General features: G+C 39.7%; 18 protein-coding genes and 1 pseudogene. 6 read left to right on the forward strand and 13 right to left on the reverse strand.

Annotated elements, in window-relative coordinates; translation table 11 throughout:
• Nucleotides 1-309: 309 nt before the first annotated feature.
• Both LMF89_RS00705 and pgm read right to left on the reverse strand, forming a co-directional pair.
• Nucleotides 310-1,593, reverse strand: coding sequence for a purple acid phosphatase family protein (locus LMF89_RS00705; RefSeq protein ID WP_229533419.1), 1,284 nt, complete (start codon nt 1,591-1,593; stop codon nt 310-312).
• A 192-nt stretch (nt 1,594-1,785) separates the two neighbouring features.
• On the reverse strand, nt 1,786-3,438 hold the full coding sequence (pgm, locus tag LMF89_RS00710; RefSeq protein ID WP_229533420.1) for a phosphoglucomutase (alpha-D-glucose-1,6-bisphosphate-dependent): 1,653 nt from the start codon (nt 3,436-3,438) through the stop codon (nt 1,786-1,788).
• 348 nt (nt 3,439-3,786) lie between these two features.
• Between pgm and LMF89_RS00715 the strand changes: the two genes are divergently transcribed.
• The 4 genes from LMF89_RS00715 to LMF89_RS00730 are packed head-to-tail and all read left to right on the forward strand — an operon-like array spanning nt 3,787 to nt 6,689.
• Nucleotides 3,787-4,512, forward strand: coding sequence for an amino acid ABC transporter ATP-binding protein (locus LMF89_RS00715; RefSeq protein WP_229533421.1), 726 nt, complete (start codon nt 3,787-3,789; stop codon nt 4,510-4,512).
• Nucleotides 4,513-4,552: 40 nt separating this feature from the next.
• Nucleotides 4,553-5,371 carry a transporter substrate-binding domain-containing protein gene (locus LMF89_RS00720; protein ID WP_229533422.1) on the forward strand — a complete coding sequence of 273 codons (819 nt, stop codon included), beginning with the start codon at nt 4,553-4,555 and terminating at the stop codon, nt 5,369-5,371.
• Nucleotides 5,371-6,042 (forward strand): amino acid ABC transporter permease, encoded by a 672-nt coding sequence (locus LMF89_RS00725; RefSeq protein ID WP_229533423.1) that lies wholly within the window; start codon nt 5,371-5,373, stop codon nt 6,040-6,042. The genes LMF89_RS00720 and LMF89_RS00725 overlap by 1 nt, the downstream gene beginning before the upstream one ends.
• Nucleotides 6,039-6,689 (forward strand): amino acid ABC transporter permease, encoded by a 651-nt coding sequence (locus tag LMF89_RS00730; protein WP_229533424.1) that lies wholly within the window; start codon nt 6,039-6,041, stop codon nt 6,687-6,689. The genes LMF89_RS00725 and LMF89_RS00730 overlap by 4 nt, the downstream gene beginning before the upstream one ends.
• Before the next feature lie 206 nt (nt 6,690-6,895).
• Here the strand turns inward: LMF89_RS00730 and LMF89_RS00735 are convergent, their stop codons facing one another.
• From LMF89_RS00735 to LMF89_RS00760, 6 genes and pseudogenes are all read right to left on the reverse strand, one after another.
• Nucleotides 6,896-7,348 (reverse strand): PP2C family protein-serine/threonine phosphatase, encoded by a 453-nt coding sequence (locus tag LMF89_RS00735; RefSeq protein WP_369412549.1) that lies wholly within the window; start codon nt 7,346-7,348, stop codon nt 6,896-6,898.
• The gene (locus LMF89_RS00740; RefSeq protein ID WP_229533425.1) at nt 7,275-8,435 is read right to left on the reverse strand and encodes a PDC sensor domain-containing protein; all 1,161 of its coding nucleotides are present in this window, start codon (nt 8,433-8,435) and stop codon (nt 7,275-7,277) included. Before LMF89_RS00740 ends, LMF89_RS00735 begins: the two co-directional genes overlap by 74 nt.
• A 146-nt stretch (nt 8,436-8,581) precedes the next feature.
• Complete coding sequence (gene thiW / locus LMF89_RS00745) at nt 8,582-9,070, reverse strand: energy coupling factor transporter S component ThiW (RefSeq protein WP_229533426.1); 489 nt, start codon at nt 9,068-9,070, stop codon at nt 8,582-8,584.
• A 45-nt stretch (nt 9,071-9,115) separates the two neighbouring features.
• A pseudogene (locus LMF89_RS00750) lies at nt 9,116-10,833 on the reverse strand (ABC transporter ATP-binding protein/permease).
• 341 nt (nt 10,834-11,174) lie between these two features.
• The gene (locus tag LMF89_RS00755; protein ID WP_229533427.1) at nt 11,175-12,644 is read right to left on the reverse strand and encodes an apolipoprotein N-acyltransferase; all 1,470 of its coding nucleotides are present in this window, start codon (nt 12,642-12,644) and stop codon (nt 11,175-11,177) included.
• Between the two features lie 229 nt (nt 12,645-12,873).
• Entirely contained in the window at nt 12,874-14,241 is a 1,368-nt protein-coding gene (locus tag LMF89_RS00760; RefSeq protein WP_229533428.1) for an NAD(P)-dependent oxidoreductase, read from the reverse strand.
• Nucleotides 14,242-14,417: 176 nt separating this feature from the next.
• Here LMF89_RS00760 and LMF89_RS00765 point away from each other — a divergent pair, with 176 nt between their 5' ends.
• Nucleotides 14,418-14,906 carry a hypothetical protein gene (locus LMF89_RS00765; protein WP_007960213.1) on the forward strand — a complete coding sequence of 163 codons (489 nt, stop codon included), beginning with the start codon at nt 14,418-14,420 and terminating at the stop codon, nt 14,904-14,906.
• Between the two features lie 225 nt (nt 14,907-15,131).
• The gene (locus tag LMF89_RS00770; RefSeq protein ID WP_229533429.1) at nt 15,132-15,812 is read left to right on the forward strand and encodes a hypothetical protein; all 681 of its coding nucleotides are present in this window, start codon (nt 15,132-15,134) and stop codon (nt 15,810-15,812) included.
• An 85-nt stretch (nt 15,813-15,897) separates the two neighbouring features.
• Here the strand turns inward: LMF89_RS00770 and fabV are convergent, their stop codons facing one another.
• From fabV to pdxR, 5 genes are all read right to left on the reverse strand, one after another.
• On the reverse strand, nt 15,898-17,088 hold the full coding sequence (gene fabV, locus LMF89_RS00775) for an enoyl-ACP reductase FabV (protein ID WP_229533430.1): 1,191 nt from the start codon (nt 17,086-17,088) through the stop codon (nt 15,898-15,900).
• Nucleotides 17,089-17,252: 164 nt separating this feature from the next.
• Complete coding sequence (locus tag LMF89_RS00780) at nt 17,253-17,489, reverse strand: DUF2164 domain-containing protein (RefSeq protein ID WP_229533431.1); 237 nt, start codon at nt 17,487-17,489, stop codon at nt 17,253-17,255.
• 91 nt (nt 17,490-17,580) lie between these two features.
• Nucleotides 17,581-18,102 carry a dihydrofolate reductase gene (locus tag LMF89_RS00785; protein ID WP_229533432.1) on the reverse strand — a complete coding sequence of 174 codons (522 nt, stop codon included), beginning with the start codon at nt 18,100-18,102 and terminating at the stop codon, nt 17,581-17,583.
• 204 nt (nt 18,103-18,306) lie between these two features.
• Nucleotides 18,307-19,272 (reverse strand): 2-hydroxyacid dehydrogenase, encoded by a 966-nt coding sequence (locus LMF89_RS00790; protein ID WP_229533433.1) that lies wholly within the window; start codon nt 19,270-19,272, stop codon nt 18,307-18,309.
• 67 nt (nt 19,273-19,339) lie between these two features.
• Nucleotides 19,340-20,755, reverse strand: coding sequence for a MocR-like pyridoxine biosynthesis transcription factor PdxR (pdxR, locus tag LMF89_RS00795; protein ID WP_229533434.1), 1,416 nt, complete (start codon nt 20,753-20,755; stop codon nt 19,340-19,342).
• Between the last annotated feature and the right edge of the window lie 34 nt (nt 20,756-20,789).

The raw sequence follows: 20,789 nt of genomic DNA on the forward strand, positions 1-20,789 counted from the left end.
CAAGTCTCTCTTTATGATTATCCAAATCTTAATTTATATCCTGCTCCAAAAGGCCTAATAGAATGCCCACTTCTTTTACTATCTTGCTCAAATTATTTATAAAAGGCTGACACATCCTCTTAAAACATATAAAACAATCGAACCACAAAGGCGCAAAGGACACAAAGGGGCTTAACCGCAGTAGCGGCATCGTGGCCTTTGTGGTTCATAGATTTTAATATTTTTCACCATAAAACTTATATATTCCAGTACTAAAATTAATAAAGAACCAAAATCTCATAAAGGAATTTTGGTTCTTTACATCGTGTATTATTGGAATTTTATATTCTTATCAATGGACCAAGCATCAATTAAGGCACCACTTTGCTTATATGCTTTCACATGTAGAATCTGATTTTTCATCTCCACTACAAGATAATTTGGTTCATCCAATGGATTATAAAAAAATGCATCCCACTCACTTGCTGCCGTATCATTGTAGGTTTTGATACCGCTTCGCCCAGTCGTTACATAGATCGTCCCCTTGCCCGGGCTATCTACCACTTGATCATCATATATAGGATAGGTACGGGCATAATTATGTTCGTGACCAGAAAAGACCACATCCACATGATATTTATCTAAGATAGGTACAAAAGCTCTTTTAATCCTGGAATTAGCTCCTCCCACCTTGTTATGGTATGGCGGTCTATGTAAAAAAACAATTTTCCACTTTTTATCCGTCGCTGCCAGATCCTGCTCTAACCAATTTTTCTGTATTTCTAGTATTTGGGGAATAAGCTGAACTTGTTCGCCGATTTGACTATCTAACATAACGAAATGTACATCCCCATAATCGAAAGAATAAACTTGCCTTCTAAGACTTTCAGGACCATTAACAGGAACTTTGAGTTGAGCCGTAAATAATACAGGCTGTGAGAAGCGCCTTTCTGGTGTATAGTTCTCATGATTACCCGTCAAAGGCATTGCTGGAATCCGATCAATGACCCCTTGACCCGTGTTAAACCATGCATCCCATTGCGCATAATCCTGCCCTACATCGACTAAATCTCCCACATTAATAAAAAATTTCGCATCTTGGTTAGTCTGATATGCCTGCTGCAGAGTAGTACGCCAAACCTCATAGTTAATACTCTGGGAATCGCCAAATACCAAAAATTTAAAACCCTCATTCTTTTCTGTAGGTGTAGAAAAAGTACGCGTTTCCCCCCATCCACTGCCTTCATTGATTTGATATACATAGCGTGTACCAGGCTTCAAACCCATTAGCGTAACTGAATGGATATTCATATTTCCCCGATTCGTGACTAATGTCTCCACCTTAGCATCTATAATTCGGGCTTTATGAGGAAAAGACCTGATAAATTCCCTCTGGGCATAACGCACCTGCCCCGCAAGTTCCGTCTCTTCTGTTCTCCAGGTAATAGTCTGGGTTGTTTTTGGATCAGACTCCCAGGTAAGGGTTACATGATCTACCCCAGCAGCAGCTGCCAAAGGCTGTTCTAAAAACGGCATCATAGAAGAAGCTATAAGAAGAACAATTGCTATTAAAGAGATTCTAATACTGTAAAACAACTTCTTTTTATGCAGCATGCTGTCTCTCCCTTGTCCAAATATATGATATGATTTCAATCATTTCATTTATAAAAAACATGTCATCAACTAAATATTCTTTAAAATACCGATAAAGCGAATGGAACCACAAAGACGCAAAGGACACAAAGGGCTTAACCGCGTTAGCGGCATTGTGCCTTTGTGGTTCATAAAATCTCATCTTCTTCGCACCTAAATACTACTTGCTTTGAAGGCTTCATTCACGATTTCTTTTGCTTCTTCTTGAATTTGCTTGAGATGGTCTGCCCCTTTAAAGCTTTCGGCATATATTTTGTACACCTCTTCTGTTCCGGACGGTCTTGCAGCAAACCAACCATTCTCGGTGCAAACCTTTAATCCTCCTATATCGGCTTGATTACTAGGTGCCTTAGTCAACTTCGCGGTAATGATTTCCCCGGCTAATGTTTGCGCTTTGACCTGCTCTGGTGAGAGCTTCGACAATATAGTCTTCTGCTGCGTATTCGCAGCAGCATCGATGCGTGCATATACAGGCGCTCCAAACTTCTCACTTAAATCCTGATAATGCAGCCCTGGATCTCGGCCAGTTTTCGCAGTAATCTCTGCAGCTAATAGGCACAGAATAATACCATCCTTATCTGTTGTCCAGACAGTACCATCCTTTCTGAGAAAAGATGCTCCAGCACTTTCTTCACCGCCAAAACCAAAGGAACCATCAACGAGACCGTCAACAAACCACTTGAAACCCACAGGGACTTCCGCAAGTCTTTTACCTAGACTGGCAGCAATGCGGTCAATCATCGAAGAACTGACCAATGTCTTACCAATAGCAGCATCTTCACGCCATCCCTTACGGTTTTGAAACAAATAGGAAATGGCTATGGAAAGATAGTGATTGGGATTCATTAAACCAACGCTGGGAGCAACAATACCGTGACGATCAAAATCTGGGTCGTTGCCGAAAGCGAGATCATATTTTTCTTTTAAATCGATAAGCCCGGCCATGGCATAAGGAGACGAACAATCCATGCGAATTTTCCCGTCTGCATCTACATTCATAAAGCCAAAAGTAGGATCGGGATACCCATTGATTACATCAATGTCAAGACCATAGGTTTCTGCGATGGGTGCCCAATAACCAAGACCCGCACCACCTAGAGCATCGGCCCCCAACTTCAGACCGGAAGCCTTTATCACTTTCATATCAATTACCTGTTCTAAATCATTCACATAAGGCATAATAAAATCATATTCATGTACATAAGTTGTTTTTAACGCTTTTTCATAAGGTAAGCGTTTGATCTTTTGATTGCCCTCTAGTAAGATTTGATTAGCTTTATCAGCAATCCATTTGGTAATATGAGTATCCGCTGGTCCACCATTAGGAGGATTGTACTTAATGCCGCCATTATCCGGCGGGTTATGAGAAGGCGTAATGACAATACCATCGGCCAGCCCTTCTTTTCTGCATTTGTTATATTTGAGAATTGCGTGAGAAATGCCCGGTGTCGGGGTATAATTCATATCCTTAGCAATGAAGGTTTCTACGTTATTAGCCGCTAAAACTTCTACTGCCGAAATAAAAGCAGGTTCAGACAAGGCATGAGTATCAAAGCCAATAAACAGCGGACCCGTAATATTTTGGGCTTTGCGGTAGCAGCAGATCGCCTGGGTAATCCCATAAATATGCTGTTCATTAAAGCTGGATTGCAGTGAATTTCCTCGATGCCCAGAAGTTCCAAAAACAACTTGCTGCCCTGGAATATTGACATTCGGATTATTATTATAGTAGGCACTAACTAAACGTGGGATATTGACTAACATGCTTTTAGGAGCTTTTTTCCCTGCCATGGAGTGAATCGACATAGATAGATGCACCTCACAATTCATTTTATATTGTTTCTACATCCTAAGTGACTGCCTATTTATTATTACATTCCCCAGCCACTGCAAAATACCCTGCCAAAGCCTTCACTAGTAAGGGATTTTTTTACATCCTTTATTCCTCAACCCCTTCTTTATGCATTTTCAAAACATTAAGCAGTTATGTTTCTCCTGAAAAAACATTTTCTGCATTTAGGTGATGACAACGTCTATTTTTAATGTTATACTGTAACTACAAATTTCATAAGCATAATTGGCAATGACGCCGTGCACTTATAGGGATACCTATGAGGGCACGGCTTTGATTTGTTTCAAGAAAGGGGGTATTTGATGATTAAAGTACAAGGAGTCAATAAATTTTTCGGTCCACTACATGTTTTAAAGGATATTCATCTCAACGTAGACAGCGGTGAAAAAGTCGTTGTCATCGGGCCAAGTGGTTCTGGGAAGAGTACCTTAATCCGCTGCATGAACTTATTAGAAACGCCAAGCACGGGTCAGATCGTGGTTGACGGTGTTGACATCACGGCCCCTAAGGCGCCGATTACTAAAGTTAGAGAGTCTGTAGCAATGGTTTTTCAACAGTTCAATCTATATCCTCACAAGACGGTACTGGAAAACTTAACATTAGCACCAACGCGCATAAAAAAAATATCCCGTGACGAAGCAAGTGAATCAGGTCTCGCTTTTTTGGAACGAGTTGGTTTACGCGAAAAAGCAGATGCCTATCCGGCTCAGCTTTCTGGAGGACAACAACAACGAGTTGCCATTGCTCGCGCCCTTAACATGCGTCCTACGGTTATGCTCTTTGATGAACCAACTTCTGCTCTTGATCCTGAAATGATACAAGAAGTATTGGATGTAATGGTTGACCTGGCGAAAGAAGGAATCACCATGGTAGTTGTTACTCATGAAATGGGCTTTGCCAAACAAGTAGCAGATCAGGTTATTTTTATGGACGGAGGCACAATACTTGAAAAGGGTTCTCCAGAGCATTTCTTTACAAACCCAGAACATGATCGTACGAAATTATTTTTAAGCCGCATTCTTCGTTAAACGTAATGGATTCATAAAAAATATATGGAGGTTATTAAAAATGAAAAAATTATATGTTCTTATCGTTAGTTTAATGATGTTCATCGCCCTAGCAGTTGCTGGTTGTGGCGGCACAACAGATTCCAAGCCTGCAGCAGGTGGAACGGGTACAGCTCCTGAAGTCAAAGCGATACAGGATCGCGGCACATTAAAAGTAGGCGTTAAGGTTGATGTACCGAAATTTGGTTTTAAAGATCCTAAAACGGGTCAAATTGACGGTTTTGAAATCGACTTAACAAGAGCATTGGCTAAGAAGATTCTTGGTGACGAGAAAAAATTCGAAGCACAAGGCGTTACTGCCAAAACTCGCGGTCCTTTACTTGACAATGGTGAAGTAGACTTAGTCATTGCAACCTTTACGATTACAGAAGAACGTAAACAAAGTTACAATTTCTCTGATCCTTATTTCACAGACGGTGTTGCTTTAATGGTCAAGAAAGATTCCGGTATTACCGATCTTAAAGGCTTAGCAGATAAAACAATTGGTGTTGCTCAAAGTGCTACCAGTAAAAAAGCCATTCAAGAGGCAGCGGATAAACAAGGCATTAAGGTTAAATTCTTAGAATTTGGTACGTATCCAGAAATTAAAACCGCTCTTGACTCTGGTCGTATTAATTGTTTTAGTGTAGATGGCGCTATTTTATATGGTTACTTAGATGATACCACTGTAATTTTAAATGATCGCTTCACACCACAAGAGTATGGAGTAGCAAGCAAAAAAGCCAACGCAGGATTAGCTAAAGTAGTAAACGATACCATAAACGATATGAAAAAATCAGGTGAACTAGATAAGCTGATGCAAAAATGGGGACTTAAATAGTGCCAGGACCTTTTGCTGGATTCAAGTGGTTAGCGCTGATCAATGATTGGTCTGTCTTTGCCGAAGGTTTTGTTCAGACCATTCTTTTATCAGCCCTAGGACTAACGTTGGCTTTAGGCCTAGGAATCTTCTTTGGTCTTTTGGGTACATCACATGTAAAACTATTTAAACTACTCAATCGCGTTTATGTAGAATTTATTCAAAATACACCTTTGGTTATTCAAATTTTCTTCTTATACCATGGCTTACCTCATCTAGGGATTATGTTACCCGTCTTTGTTGTAGGGGTGCTGGGCGTAGGTGTTTACCATGGTGCCTATATTGCAGAAGTCATTAGGGCGGGTGTAGAATCTGTACCAAAAGGACAATTGGAAGCCGCCTATTCCCAAGGATTCTCCTATTGGGGAGCGATGATTCATATCGTTTTGCCCCAAGCCAAACGAATTTCTTATCCTCCACTGACCAACCAAGCTGTGAATTTAATCAAAAATACTTCCGTATTAGCCATGGTTGCAGGTGGTGAACTTATGTATCATGCAGATTCTTGGTCAAGTACTAATCTTTACTACGGTCCTTCTTATGTGGTAACCGGTTTACTGTATCTCTCATTATGTTTTCCATTGGCTTCTTTTGCCAAACGCATGGAACGCAAATTGGAGGTATCATCATGATTGAAGAATTGTTGCAATGGGAACTGCTTAGTTTTCTCGGAGCTGGTCTTTTAACGACATTGCAAATTGCAATCAGTTCCATTGTTTTGAGCATGATTTTAGGAACCATCTTAGGCATAGCCCGGCATTCCAATCATACTCCCCTTAGTCAGGCAGCTTCTTTTTATGTCGAAGTCGTACGAAATACCCCTTTATTATTATTTATTTTGGCGGTTCGCTTCATGACAAAACTTCCTCCTATTTATGCCGGTATTGTTGCCATGACTATCTTTACAACTGCAATGATTGCTGAAATTGTCCGTGGCGGCTTGAATTCCGTAGGCAAAGGGCAATGGGAAGCAGCCAAATCCCAAGGATTTACCTACACACAAACACTGATTTATATTGTGTTACCTCAGGCACTGCGCAATACGATACCTCCTTTAGTATCCCAATTTACAACAGTCATTAAGGATACCTCTCTTGTCTGGGCAGTGGGCATTGAGGATCTAACGGGAAAAGGCATGATCATCATGGGACAATATGGTACCACGGCTCAAGTCTTTACTATTTTCTCTGCCATAGCGATAACCTACTTTGTCTTCAATTATGCTCTTTCCATATTGGCCCGCTATCAGCAGCGGCGCTTATCACTAAGAAGCTATTAATCAAAAATGAGAACTCCCGGACACCTTTCCGGGAGTTCTCATTTTCTAGTACTCCGCCAACTTTGAAATGGGAAGATGATGACGAGGCAAAATTGTGTCAGTCAAGGCGGAGGAAGGAGGCATACCGCCTGTATGCTGACTGACGACAACGAAGGCTGGCGAAATTTTGACCGTCAGCAATTTCTATTTTCAAGGTTGGTGGAGTACTAGGTCACATCACCGATTTGAATGCATAGAACCGTCACATCATCCCAACGAACCCCCTCTTGGCCTATCTGCTTTATCGCTGCAACTACCTGCTCATAATCAGTATCCAGTGAAATAGCAGTTCCTGCCATCAGACGATCAGCAATACCATCACTATAAAAACAAAAGAGATCTCCCTTTTCTATGGGCAGATAACCAACCTCATACTCAGGTGACGCGCTCACACCTAAAAATAGACCAGGTGTTTTAATTCGTCCCCGTGCCCCAGCAGAGTCAGCAAAAAATTCGGTAACACCTGCCGCAACATAACGAAGCTCATGCTTTTTAAAATCCAATTCAAAGAAAAATGCTGCCACCATCACATCATTACCAAAATAATTATTCACCCGCCGATTCAGTTCTAACATCCGCGCGGAAAGGGAAAGGGGCAGATGCATAATTTCCTGCAGCATAAGACTCAGCGCCGCTGCTTGAAGAAATAATCCAAATGTTTCCCATGAAATCTTCATCCGCTAAAACCACATAGATGTTCCATGAAATTCCATTTTTTTTGTAAGAATCTACACTTACAGAATAGAAGTGGTTATCCAAGTTGATACGAAATGAGGAACCTCTATCATCCAAAAATGATTTTACAGCTGCCTTTAACACCGGATCTTTACAATCATCGGCCTTAATTCTCTCACTTTTCCCGTCTACTATTTCAAATGGTTCCGTAAGTACTGAGGCAGCAACGATCATGCCATCCGTGTCCACAACAAATACTTGTCCCGATGCCCCTAAGGATAAGTCCCGCAGCATGTTCCCCAACCAAGCTAAAAGATAATCAACACCAAAGACACCTACTAACTGACCATCTTCATTAAATACAGGATATGTAGCCGTAATTGTCGGTTCATGGAATACAAAATGACGGTAAACCCCGCTGAAAACTGGTTTTCGCGCTTCTCGGGCAGCTTGATACCAAGGGCGTGTACGCGGATCAAAAGCAGGAAAAACATCTTGAAGCTGTACTCCATCACCTTGCTCAGAAACACTATAATACCAAGATGTACCACCTGTCTCCAGGTTATTTCTTACTACTTGAAATCCACCTGTCGCTTTGCGGCGTGCTCCATAAAACTCCCCGTTAGATAAGCCGACATATGTCATAGCCGCATCGGGAAAAAAAACCTTAAGATGATTCACAAATTGCCGTTCTCGTCCAACCGGGTCCGAAAGGGTAAGGAGCCCTGAATGCCAAGCATTCACATTCAGCTCATTTAGACGCAAAGGCTCCTCTATACGCCGCTTTAATTGCTCATGAACATGTCCTAGTATTTGCTCCCTCATCTCCCCGATTACAGCTCCTACCGCTTCTTGTCCGCCTTGAAATAAGAGAAAGCCTATTAAACAAGTCACTGTAAGAAACTGTAACATAAAAGGCAGAGAGAATACAAGCCTTAGAGAAAATCGTCCAGCTATACGTTGAAACCAATACCTGACAGTCATCTTTTTACTACCTTTTCCATCTGTTTTTTGCTGAGCAGCGTGATTCATTCCCTTTCGCCTCACATTCCTAAGCACTTCGATCATGTCTGTTGCTCTATATTCCCCTTTCTTTTTTTACAGTAAAACTCCTGCAAAGTATAAGCAGCTTTGCAGGAGTTTTTGTCGTTTATTGTCTATTTTTATAATTTTATGTTTTATCCTACTCTTCCATGAAAGAATGTTTTAATGGGGGTATGGTACAGTGCATAGGCAATCAAACTACCCCCAGTTGTACTAATCAGAAACGGAAGCACAAAGAAAAAAGCACCGACCTCAGAACCAATGATATATTTTGCTACGGGAAAGGCCACAAGACTTCCTACTATTCCGGTACCAACAATCTCACCCACAATAGCACCCGCAATGTGATTGGTCTTCTTATACAAAATACCTGCCAATGCGGCTCCCAAGATACTTCCTGGAAAGGCGAGCAACGATCCGGTACCAAGAATATTGCGCAATAAAGATATACTAAAGGCAGCACTGACAGAATAACGTGTTCCCAAAAGCACTGCTAATAAAACATTAATCGCATGCTGTACCGGAAAGCACTTTGCAATACCAATCGGAATATATACCAAATGCGCGGAAAAAACGCCAATCGCTATAAATAAGGCTGTAAAGGTTAATTTTCGAATTTCCATGTTTTCCTCCAAACTGCAGCTTCGTATTACTCCAACTATGCCCCTTTATTCAAGGCGACAGCTACCCGTGTCGTTGATTATCAGTTTACGTTTGTGGTAATTCACTAAGGTATTGCGGTGCCCAACACTAATAATCGTTGTATTGTTAAGCTGGGAATGCAGCAATTGATATAAATGAGCCTCTGTTATTTCATCAATTGCTGAAGTTGCTTCATCAAGAAATAACCAGTCTGGCTGCTGCAGTATAGCCCGTACAAAGGCTATTCTTTGCTGTTCACCGAAAGACAGAACATGAGACCAATCCTCAACTTGGTCAAGTTTATCAACAAGATCCTCTAATTTGCAAAGCTCCATAACGCTGCGAATTTTTTCATCCGTTGCAAAATCCTCTTTGTAAGGATACAATACAGAATCTCGTAAGGTTCCAAGAGGTAAATAGGATCTCTGGGGCAAAAATAAAAGTTTCTGTTCTGCTGGAATACTAACACTGCCTTGTCCAAATGGCCAAATACCGGCTAGAGTACGCATGAGAGTGCTTTTCCCGCAGCCAGAAGGACCCATAATTATAAAGAATCCCCCTTATGAATTGTTAATTGTAAGTCCTTAAGCAGTTCTTCCCCATTGGGTAAATCAATTTGCAGCTGGTGCACATGTAAGGATGAGTCAGCACCATAGGTTACACCAATCACTTTCTGGTCTGCGATATGTTCTACACGATTCATGGCATGGTTAAAGCCTAGTAAACGTTTAACGACTGACTGCCACTGAGCCAAACTAGAGTAACTCTCAATCAAAAAGGATAACGAGTCTTGTACTTTAGCAAAAGCCCCTGATATTTGAAGTAATCCTCCTAACTGGATTTGATTGCTAAAATATCGTGGGGCTGCAACAACCAAGGGGAAAATAATAGCAATCTGACCATAGCCTGACGTAAACCAAGTCAGTTTTTTCTGCCGCAGCATTACTGCCTTAAAATTCTCAAATACCATCTGAAAGCGCTCTGTCAGTTTCGCTTGTTCTTGTATTTCACCGCCATACAGAGCAATACTCTCGCTGTTTTCCCGCAAACGAATTAAACTAAAACGAAAATCAGCTTCATAACGCTGCTGACTAAAATTAAGATCCACCAGTGGCTTACCAATTTTAACGGTTAACCAGTTACCAGCTATAGCATAAATAATAGCAACCCAAAACATATAGCCTGGGATAGCAATTTCCGTCTGCCCTATAGGGATCGATAGAGAACCAGAAAGATTCCATAAAATAAACATAAATGAAAATAAGGTCACGGCAGCTTTTAAAAGCCCAATGGAAAGGCCTAGTGTCAAATTAACAAACAGCTTCAAATCCTCACTAATTCGCTGGTCAGGATTATCTGTATTATTATCCAAAAGCTGCATCTGATAATAAGCCTGTTTATGCAGCCATGTTTGCAAATATTCTTGTGTAAGCCAGCGGCGCCATTTAAGTTCTAGGAATTGCTGCAAATAAAGCTCATAAACAGACACAATGATATGACAAGCAGCTAAAATACAAAAGGTGCCGATCGCACTCACAAAACCATCTTTATCATGATTCTGCAATGTATTATAAAAGGTATTATTCCATTCATTAATCAGCACGAATATATAAACATGTCCTAAGTTAAGAGCAACAATGACTGCTAACAGTGCTCTAGCCTTCCATTTTTCTTCTGAAAACCAATACGCCTTGGTAATTTGCCACATTCCCTGCATAAAATTGCGATTATATACGTTTATCATCATTCTGCCCTTTCTTTCCATGCTAGTACTGCTTTTCTTTAATCTTTCTCGTTTTCTCGAAAATTATCGAAATTCCTTTTAATTATTATAAAAAAACTGGCAACCTTATAAAAAAGGTGTCAGTTCTCATACTTCTTATTAAAGTAAAACTAACCACAAATAAAAAACACTACACGTCTTTAAAAATATATGAAATAATCGAACCACAAAGACGCAAAGGACACAAAGGGTTCTATTTCTATTTTTTGTGTTTTCCTTTGTGTGCCGCAGCAGCGGCATTGTGCCTTTGTGGTTTATAATTTCTTACAGGGACGGGCAACCTGTTTTTCAACAAGTAACTATCAAGTTGAATCATCATTGGATTTACGCTTGCTTAATGAAAAAAGAAGTAATAGAAAAATGAATAATCCTTCAGAAAAGTAACCAAACCAGTCACCAAATCTACCGTATATTGATTTTCCCTGGTCAAGTTTTATTTCTCCTATTAATAAGACATCACCCTTTTCTGTGTCGTTTGATGCCATTTCTATAATATTTCCCTTATTGCTGCTTAAACTTAACAAGCCCCATTGAGCCGCCCGTGCCACTGCATAATTTCCTTCAACACCACGCATTATAGCGATTCGAGCATGTAACAAAGCATCTGCTTTAAAATCGAGAGCAGGCACAAACAAAAGGTTAATACCCCGCTGACTGTATCCTCGACTAGGCTCTTCAAAATCCATATCCTTACAAATAGCAATACCCCACATACCCATGCCTTCCAAGTCTCTAATATTCAATTCTTGACCAGGAGTATAACTGCCCTCAGAGAATGGTAATAGATGTTGCTTATCATATTTTAATACATATTCTCCCTTTGGTGAGAATAAATAAGCAGAATTATACAGTTTTGAATCATCTTGAATACTTAACCCTGTAATTAACGTAATCTGATTGTTGTGTGCGGCGTCAGCTAGAAGTTGCAGAAGTTTTGGCTGTTCATTCAGGTTTAAATTGATAATCTTTTCTGGCAGCAATATAACTTCAGCTCCTGAGCGTGAAAGTAAGTTTATACAATGAATATATCTACTAATAATTTTCTCTGCCTCTTGTTGTTGCCCACGGGACCGCAGCTCTTCCATGCTCATGCTGATAGATGCCATGCCAATTTTCACACTAGGTCCTTGGGCTGGCACGTTTAAACGATATAAGCCAAATATCAGCGTTAGTATCAATATACTTATAGGAAGAACAATTGTCTTTAAACATAATTTTGAGTTTTTACGGTAATACAAAGATAACACCATACCAGCAGGAACAAGCAGCAATAAAAAGGTGATTCCCCAAATTCCTGTAATGGAGGCAATTTGTATCATAGGCAAATTAAATACTTGCGTGTAGGCGATACTATCAATAGTCCCTGCAGGGGAATGTTGTGAGGTAATAAATTCCAAAGCAGTCCAACCACTTGCAAAAATGAAACTCCACGCCCAATGTTCTTTTTGTAAAACCATATAACGGAATAATACTAATAAAATCGTAAATAAGATTGCATTTATGATATTCCCATAGACAAGTATCGAAATAGGAATTATCGTATTTGAATATGCAAATATACCACTCGAAAATCCGATAAGATAAGTAGTCATACTAGCAAAAACTACAGATGCTGTCGTTGCTTCTAGCGCATATATAAAAAGTGGAATTGGGGCTAGCCAAGTTAAAAACCAGCAATTATAAATTCCTGTTGAAAAGTAATAAGCAACCGAACTAAACATGACCGTTATTGTAAAATATAAAAACCTTTTTTTAACTTCCTTATTAAGCATATTCTAATACTCATTCCCTTCGCCCATGCAATTACTAACAAATAATAAATTAACTACCACTTAATAGGAGTAGTTCCTACATATCAAGACTCAGCTTGTCGTAATGAGAAGAAAAAGGAGAAGTCGAAGGATATGATAGATATTTAGTCTAAAAGCACCGCTCCAAGGATCGGTGCTTAATTTATTTTTACTTATGTAGATTTTGCATTATTTGCTGCAACCTGATCTCTTAGCAATTCTCCAATAGTTTCTTTGCTTCCACATATTGAGCAATTCCTGCCGCCAATTTCTTTGCTTCTTTCATGGCTAGAACAACGGTTGCTGGTTGATGTACTACATCTCCGCCTGCAAAAACGCCTTTGCGTGTAGTCATGCCGTAAGGACGTTCCCGTGTGATCACATATCCATTGTCACTTACTTCAATACCTTCCGTAGTAGATACGATCCTAGCTGCCGGACGCTGACCAATGGCTGGAATGATCTTATCGGCTTCTATCATTTCTTTTACTCCTGTACCGTGTAACTTGCCATTTTCATCGATTTCCTGCAATTCATACTCTAAGCCCGTAACCTGTTCTGTTCCTAGGATGGCAGTCGGATTGGACAGCCACTGAAACTCTACTCCTTCCGCTTTTGCTGCTTCCATTTCAGATGGCAGTGCAGTCACCTCTTCCTCTGTACGGCGATAGATGACAGTAACCTTGGAAGCGCCTAAACGAATGGCTGTACGAGCAGCATCCATGGCAACATTGCCGGCACCAACTACTATCACTTTATCCCGCGTATTAATCGGGGTTTCTTTGCGATCAATTTTTTCCGTACGAATTAAGGTAACCATTCTAAGAAGGTAGGTTGCCTGTATCACCCCAATCAGGTCCTTGCCGGGAATATCAAGAATCCTCGGCAGAGCAGTGCCTGTACCAATAAAAATGGCGTCAAAACCATCTGCAAACAAATGATCCACTGTCATATCCTGGCCTACTACAACGCCGGTTTTAACTTCCACGCCCAAATCTTCAATTCTTTTAATTTCTCGACGAACCACTTCCTTGCTTAAGCGAAATTCTGGAATACCATACAGTAAGACACCGCCCGCCTCGGCTTGGGATTCAAAGATAACGACTTGAAACCCCAATTTTGCCAAATCACCGGCTACTGTCAAGCCTGCCGGTCCCGAGCCAATCACTGCAACTTTCCCCTGTACACCAGGGACAGGCTTCGGTCTTGCAATCCCCATTTCTGCATCAAAGTCAGCAATAAAGCGTTCCAGTTTGCCAATCTGAATACCGCGATTTTTTTTATTAAGAATACAGGCACCCTCACATTGTTTTTCATGTGGACAAACCCGCCCACAAACCGCAGGAAGATTACTGCGCTGAGCGATAATAGCACTCGCTTCTCCAACATTCCCTTTTGCCAAAGCTTGAATAAAGTTAGGAATTTCATTTTCAATAGGGCAACCACCACGACATAAGGGTTTCGGACAGTTTAAGCAGCGTTTTGCCTCCGCTATAGCCTCTTTTGTAGTAAAACCTTCATCGATTTCATTAAAGGATAATTTCTCTTTAGAAAAATTTGTATGCTTATCGATTAACATCTACTCTACCTTCTTTCTTAAAATATTTTTATTGCCTGCAATTGGAAGATTTTACTCATTGACCTTACATTTTTAGTTTGTTATATTCACATTGATTCCTTATCCAATTAAAGGTCCGCCAGATAAGTGGAGCTCGAATTCAGATGGAATACATAGCATTCTTGGAGGTCTTATTTTTGAAAAAAATCGTAATTATTTTAGCTGCACTTCTTACTGTAACCGGTACTGGCTTGTCTGCCCCAGTCAATGATCTGGATAAGGGTCAAACTGCTGCTGGCATAGGTAACAACACATTTTATCTTGAGCACAAGCTGGCTGACAATTTTACACTAGGCTTACAGAATGTAAATTGGGATCAACGTAACAACATGGATAATATCTATGGACAGTTGCAACTTGCTAACAACTTCAGAGGAATTATCGGCAGTAATGATGTGGATTCCAATGCCAAAGTATATGTTGGAATGGCTATAAACGGTCCTATTGCACCCGAATGGGAAGGATACACCTCTCTAATTGCTGGGAAGGAGTTTAAAGAACTGCAAGTTGGTGCCAACTTCAAAATCACTTACAATGCAGACATCAACTTTACCTATCACACTTACATGCCTGACGAAGGTGAAAACAAAAGTGGTGTAGGGATTGGCGCAACCTTGAAATTTTGAAAATCTCCTACAACCGTAAAATCCAAATAAGAAGATCGTTACTTATTGCCTAAAAAGATGAGTAGCGATTTTTTGTTATAATCTTTTGGCGACTAAATAGTCTTCCGTTTCTAACTGCATTTTTTTATGGTAAAATAAGCATTGTGTCGAAATTACTCATTTTTTCCCGATAAAAATACTATACCTGATAAATGAAAAAATCCAATCCCATTTCAAGGAGGAAATATGCGCAAGTTAATCGCTCTATTCACGCTTATAACAGGGCTTTTCATGACAACCAGTATCGTTTATGCCTCTCCCGTAACTGAATTTGAAAAAGGTGCCATTAGCGTGGAAATCGGCAGTACACTTGATTCTAAAGTTAGTGGCAGAGGGAAAGTTTCAGCTGACGTCGTTGGTGATTTTGGATTTAAAGCCACAGCGACTGCAGGTGTAAATGATCGTTTTGCAGTACAGTTGAAACATGGGATGTTCAAATCTGAAAGAACCACTATCCCGGTGGGTCCTATCTCTATGACATCTTATGCCAAAGCAGAGCCTAGTGATTTCAATTTTCTCTATAAAGTAAATCCTAATCTAACTTTTATTACTGGCTATGAGTATACTAAAATTTCTTATGGCGACTTTGTGTCGAGTGCTTCTAAGTCAGCTTTGCACTTTGGTTTTACTGGTACTCATAAACTTAATGACAACTACACTTTATTTGCCACTTTACTGGGAGGTAAAGATGTGTCCTTAAAGGAAATTGGTGTTAGCTACAAAATGTCAAAGTCTACTACTTTTAATGTTTCTTACGCTGAACGTAAAGTAAAAGACGTGGATTTAAAAGTACCTGGTGCTCATATTACTGGCAAAGAGAACTATACAATGAAAGGCATCTCCTGCCTTTTTGCTTTCAAACTATAATCTATACATATAGTCAGAAGGTCCTGCATAAGACGTGCAGGACCTTCTTAATTATAATACGTTTTATATACAGGGAAGCTAATACCTAGGATTTAATGCTTACAATAGGGACGTCTTCCCTCACATCTTCTTCATAATCTACATCATCAAAACCAAAACCAAATAATTTAAAGAACTCTTCACGGTATTTCTCAAGGTCAGGAATAATATCAATCTCACCGATACAAACCTTTTCCCATAAGGCAGAAACCTCAGCTTGCACATCGTCTTGCATTTCATAATCATCAATACGAATCAAATGCTCCCCATTAGGCAACTTTTCCGTATCATACAATCGACTTGCTAAAAGGCGATACATCTGCTCAATGCAGTTTTCATCCAGCCCCTTTTTACCCATGACCCTTGCTAATAACATTAAATATAAAGGGACAACAGGAATCGCTGCACTTGCCTGGGTAACCAATGCCTTATTCACGGCAACAAAAGCTTTACCGTTTATATCTTGAATTTGCTTGTTTATTTCTTTGCTGGTAGCATACAAATGATCTTTTGCTCTTCCGATAGTACCTTCTTTATAAATTGGATAGGTGATCTTAGGACCAATGTAGGAATAGCTTATGGTAGTGGCTCCAGGAGCAAGAACGCCAGCCTCTTTTAAAAGGTGCATCCATCGCTCCCAATCCTCACCGCCCATGACTGCTACGGTACTGCGGATTTCTTGCTCGCTGGCTGGCTCTAAGGTCACATCAACGATTTCATTGGAATTCATATCTACCGTTTTGCTTGTAAAAGAATCTCCAATGGGTTTAATGACAGACGTAAACATCTCGCCGCTAACAGGATGAGTCCTTCTTGGTGCAGCAATACTGTAAACGACCAGATCGACTTGCCCTAATTCTTCTTTAATTAGTGCAATAGTCTTCTCTTTCACCTGATCAGAGAAAGCATCACCGTTAATGCTTTTCGCATAATACCCTGCCTCTGTTGCTGCTGTTTCAAATGCTGCAGTATTATACCACCCGGCAGTAGCTGTATTTCCATTGGAAGCTGGCTTTTCCAGAAAAACGCCAAGAGTACTTGCTCCTGATCCAAAAGTAGCAACAATTCTTGATGCTAGACCATATCCCGTTGATGCGCCAATTACAAGAACCTTCTTCGGTCCTTGAATGGGCTTTTGTTGTTTAACATAATTTATCTGCTCTTGTACAGAATGAGCACATCCTACAGGATGTGAAGTAGTACAAATAAAGCCGCGAAACTTTGGTTTAATAATCATATTCTAAACTCCTCATCATTGCTTCCCTACATTCATGAATCATTTGCCTTCTTGAATTCATGCATTAGGTGATTTCTTATAAGACAGTGAGCATTTACGTTTTTCCCTAAATTCTACCACAATCTCTTTATATACGCAATGCTATTCCTCTTTCTGTCATCCTTCTACAAACGATGGTTCTTTTCAAGTGCATATAGATCTTCAACTTTTTCAAACATAAAGGCATGTGCGTCTTTTATTGCCTGATTATAAATCACTGTACCCACTTTTTCTAACATAAAGTCTAATAGTAATTCTGCTCCTAATTGTCCGATTTCCTCCTCTCTCTTTTCCATAAAATATTTCTTTAGATCATCAACAGCTTGTTTTTTTAATTCTTTGGATAAATGAATCACTGCCATAGCCACCTAAACTCCTTCCTATACTATAGATTGATACATGCTACTCGATATACAAGTTTTTCATGCATCGTAAATTGTCATCTTATCCTTGTTAGCGATCCTTGGTCTTCCAATCCTTCTGCTCCAGATTTTTATAAGTTGTAAATCGATAGGTAATATCTTTATAACTTTGCACGGAGCTTTCTTCTATGCACTGCCACCCTAATTGCTTATCTAAATTAGGAAAGCAGGTATCAGCATGATGCACCTTACTGATTTTAGTAATATATGCCTCTGAACAATAGGGCAGACATTGTCGATATACGGATTCGCCTCCAATGATAAAAATATCCTCACTATGATATAAAGATAAGCTTGAGAATAACTGCAACAAAGAATGGCATAGAGTAACGCCTTCCCAATGTATCTTTATATTTTTAGTCAGCACAACATTAATTCGTCCCTGAAGGGGTTGTTGGCCAGGCAGTGATTCAAATGTCTCCCTACCCATTACTACCACTTTTCCTTTGGTTTTCTCTTTGAAATGCTGCATATCTGCGGGAATTGTCACCAGCAATTGCCCATTACATCCAATACCCCACTGCTCATCTACGGCGACGATTAGTTTCATCATAACACTCCTGATTACTAAATTGATCTAAACAGCGACCTTTGCATTATCACTAGTATATCCCTCAATGCAAAGTCTTTCTACTAAAAAAAATATTCTTTACTCTATTTATAGAAATAAAAATAGTCCTTTAGGAGATCTACTTCCTAAAGGACTATTATGTTCATTTACAATACGATATACAGGATAGAATTAAGGTTTAAGAAATTATAGCGAACCGTTTACAACATTCAATGGTTTGCCTTGAATAAAAGATTCAATATTCTCAGCCATAAGGCCAATCAACCTTTGTCTTGATTCCAAGCGTCTCCAGCCAATGTGGGGCGTTAAGATTACATTGTCCATAAAAAATAAAGGATTGTTTAGTTCCGGAGGTTCTGGATCCTGCACATCAAGTGCCGCACCAGCAATGATCCCTTGCTGCAAAGCTTCAATTAAATCGACCTCGTGTATAATCGGTCCTCTCGAAGAATTTATAATAAAAGCCGTTGGCTTCATTTGCTTTAGCTTATCTTTATTGATAAGATGCTTCGTTTCTGGAGTAAGGGGACAATGAATACTTACAAAATCACTTTGGGTAAGAAGTTCTGCAAGAGAAACAAATTGTACCTTTGCCTCACCCCAAGGTTTAGGAGTACGGCTGTATACCAAAATGTTCATGCCTAAGGTTAGAGCAATCTTGATTACTTCTTTTCCTATGGTCCCTGCACCAATTACACCAAGGGTTTTACCTTGCAATTCAAAATGCGGAACTTGTAAATGCTTTGTAAAATTATCAAAATTCTTTTCTTGAAGCATCGTTTGCTGACGAATTAATGAGGAACTTTGATTTAAGATAAAGGTAATCACCAACTGGGCTACAGCCTCTGTACTGTAGCTCGGGACGTTGCAGACTGCAATATTTTTCTCTTTGGCTGCCGCAATATCAATATTGTTGAAACCTGTACCAGCCTCACAAATTAGCTCTACTGAAGAGGGGAATTGAGAAATCAAATCTCTTCCTACAGGCAGCTCTTTCGTGATAACAATATGCTGCCCCTGAACCCGTTCCAGGATTTCGTCATTGCTGCTTGCATCATACTTAGTCACAGTGGTGAGATTGGACAATGAAGAAAAGTCCAGCTTGTTATCAAAATCTAATTTCGCCGCATTGAGAATTACTGTGTTCTTCATGGTTACCCCCTAATGTAAAAATACTCTAACTATAAGTATATTTACGCTTCCACTAACTGTCAACTTATTAAGTCTTTAGATGACTAAACCATGCTTTTTTTAATCTTATAATCCCCTCTTTCATCTCATTTGCAGGTATTTTAGAAAAATATAGCAGTACTTGAGGCATCTTCTCTGGTGATAGCTGCCAATAATAATCCTGAATTGAAGCTACGCGACAGCCATTTGCAAGAGCCCTTGCGGCTAATTCCTGGGCTGATAATTCGGATTTCAAACTAAGAATCACATGAAGACCAGATTCAGTTCCATTTATCTTGGCATTGTCACCAAGAATTTTTTGGATTTCTTCTAAAAACAATTTTCTTTTTTCATAATATAGCTTACGCAAACGGCGTATCTGTCTTTCCAAATGACCATCCGTCATAAACTGGGCAAGGGCAAGTTGTTCAATGGTAGATGCTGTCTGATTATATAAGGAAGACTTCTTTTGATATATCTCTAAAAATTTTTCTGGTAACACCATATAACTAACACGGATGGAGGGTGGAATTACCTTTGAAAAAGATCCCAGATATACTACTCGTTCTCTATTATCAAGCCCCTTAAGCGCTGGTATCGGACGACCAAAATAACGAAATTCACTGTCATAATCATCCTCGATGATAATACCATTTTTTTGTTCTGCCCAATTGAGCAGCTGATATCTCTTACCGATGGGCATAATATATCCAGTGGGGAATTGATGAGATGGGCTTACATAAACAAGCCTTTCACCACTGTTTTCAAGCTCTGCCGTATCAATACCATCTGTCTTCATTTTTACTGGTACAATCGTAAAGGCATGATCTGCAAAAATACGTCTTCCATTTTTAAAGCCGGGTTCTTCAAAGGCAATGCTGTTATATTCCAGCTTAAGCATACTGCAAAGCATGCTTAAAAGACTTTGCACACCAGCACCGATTATGATTTGGTCCGTATGAACATAAACGCCTCTTGATTTTTCAATATACTTTGCAATCTCTTTACGCAGCTCTTCTTCCCCTTTAATATTTCCATATCCAACAAGACGCTCTTTCTGAAAAAAAGCTCTACTAATGTATCGCTTCCATAAGGAAAAATCAAAACCCTCCCTATCCATTTCGCCACTTGAAAAATCATAGAGAATTTTTTCTTCTTTTATCTCTTGGTTATGATGGCGTTGATTTGCCATACTAACAGCAGGGGTATTAAAAACGATTTCCTCCAGTTTATTTACCGTATATCGGGAACGGTTATAATTTTTGATATACCCTTCACTCATCAACTGTTGATATGCCTTTTCAACCGTAATTTTGCTAACAGAAAGACTTCTGGAAAGACCTCGAATGGATGGCAGCTTTTCACTTTCCCTCAGCCTATTTTGCTCAATGGCAGCCTTATAGTACAGATAAAGTTGTATATACAATGGCTCTTTGCTCTGGCTGTCAAATATGATTAAATCCATAATTCCTCCAAACTGTACCTAATTAAAATATGAT

This window comes from Pelosinus baikalensis (assembly GCF_020819555.1).
GTDB classification, from domain to species: domain Bacteria; phylum Bacillota; class Negativicutes; order DSM-13327; family DSM-13327; genus Pelosinus; species Pelosinus baikalensis.

Excerpts from the sequence above, each read along its gene's own strand:
- LMF89_RS00705 (WP_229533419.1), bottom strand. The coding sequence starts at position 1,593 with ATGCTGCATAAAAAGAAGTTGTTTTACAGTATTAGAATCTCTTTAATA.
- pgm (WP_229533420.1), bottom strand. The coding sequence starts at position 3,438 with ATGTCGATTCACTCCATGGCAGGGAAAAAAGCTCCTAAAAGCATGTTA.
- LMF89_RS00715 (WP_229533421.1), top strand. The coding sequence starts at position 3,787 with ATGATTAAAGTACAAGGAGTCAATAAATTTTTCGGTCCACTACATGTT.
- LMF89_RS00720 (WP_229533422.1), top strand. The coding sequence starts at position 4,553 with ATGAAAAAATTATATGTTCTTATCGTTAGTTTAATGATGTTCATCGCC.
- LMF89_RS00730 (WP_229533424.1), top strand. The coding sequence starts at position 6,039 with ATGATTGAAGAATTGTTGCAATGGGAACTGCTTAGTTTTCTCGGAGCT.
- LMF89_RS00735 (WP_369412549.1), bottom strand. The coding sequence starts at position 7,348 with ATGCTGCAGGAAATTATGCATCTGCCCCTTTCCCTTTCCGCGCGGATG.
- LMF89_RS00740 (WP_229533425.1), bottom strand. The coding sequence starts at position 8,435 with ATGAATCACGCTGCTCAGCAAAAAACAGATGGAAAAGGTAGTAAAAAG.
- thiW (WP_229533426.1), bottom strand. The coding sequence starts at position 9,070 with ATGGAAATTCGAAAATTAACCTTTACAGCCTTATTTATAGCGATTGGC.
- LMF89_RS00755 (WP_229533427.1), bottom strand. The coding sequence starts at position 12,644 with ATGCTTAATAAGGAAGTTAAAAAAAGGTTTTTATATTTTACAATAACG.
- LMF89_RS00760 (WP_229533428.1), bottom strand. The coding sequence starts at position 14,241 with ATGTTAATCGATAAGCATACAAATTTTTCTAAAGAGAAATTATCCTTT.
- LMF89_RS00770 (WP_229533429.1), top strand. The coding sequence starts at position 15,132 with ATGCGCAAGTTAATCGCTCTATTCACGCTTATAACAGGGCTTTTCATG.
- fabV (WP_229533430.1), bottom strand. The coding sequence starts at position 17,088 with ATGATTATTAAACCAAAGTTTCGCGGCTTTATTTGTACTACTTCACAT.
- LMF89_RS00780 (WP_229533431.1), bottom strand. The coding sequence starts at position 17,489 with ATGGCAGTGATTCATTTATCCAAAGAATTAAAAAAACAAGCTGTTGAT.
- LMF89_RS00785 (WP_229533432.1), bottom strand. The coding sequence starts at position 18,102 with ATGATGAAACTAATCGTCGCCGTAGATGAGCAGTGGGGTATTGGATGT.
- LMF89_RS00790 (WP_229533433.1), bottom strand. The coding sequence starts at position 19,272 with ATGAAGAACACAGTAATTCTCAATGCGGCGAAATTAGATTTTGATAAC.
- pdxR (WP_229533434.1), bottom strand. The coding sequence starts at position 20,755 with ATGGATTTAATCATATTTGACAGCCAGAGCAAAGAGCCATTGTATATA.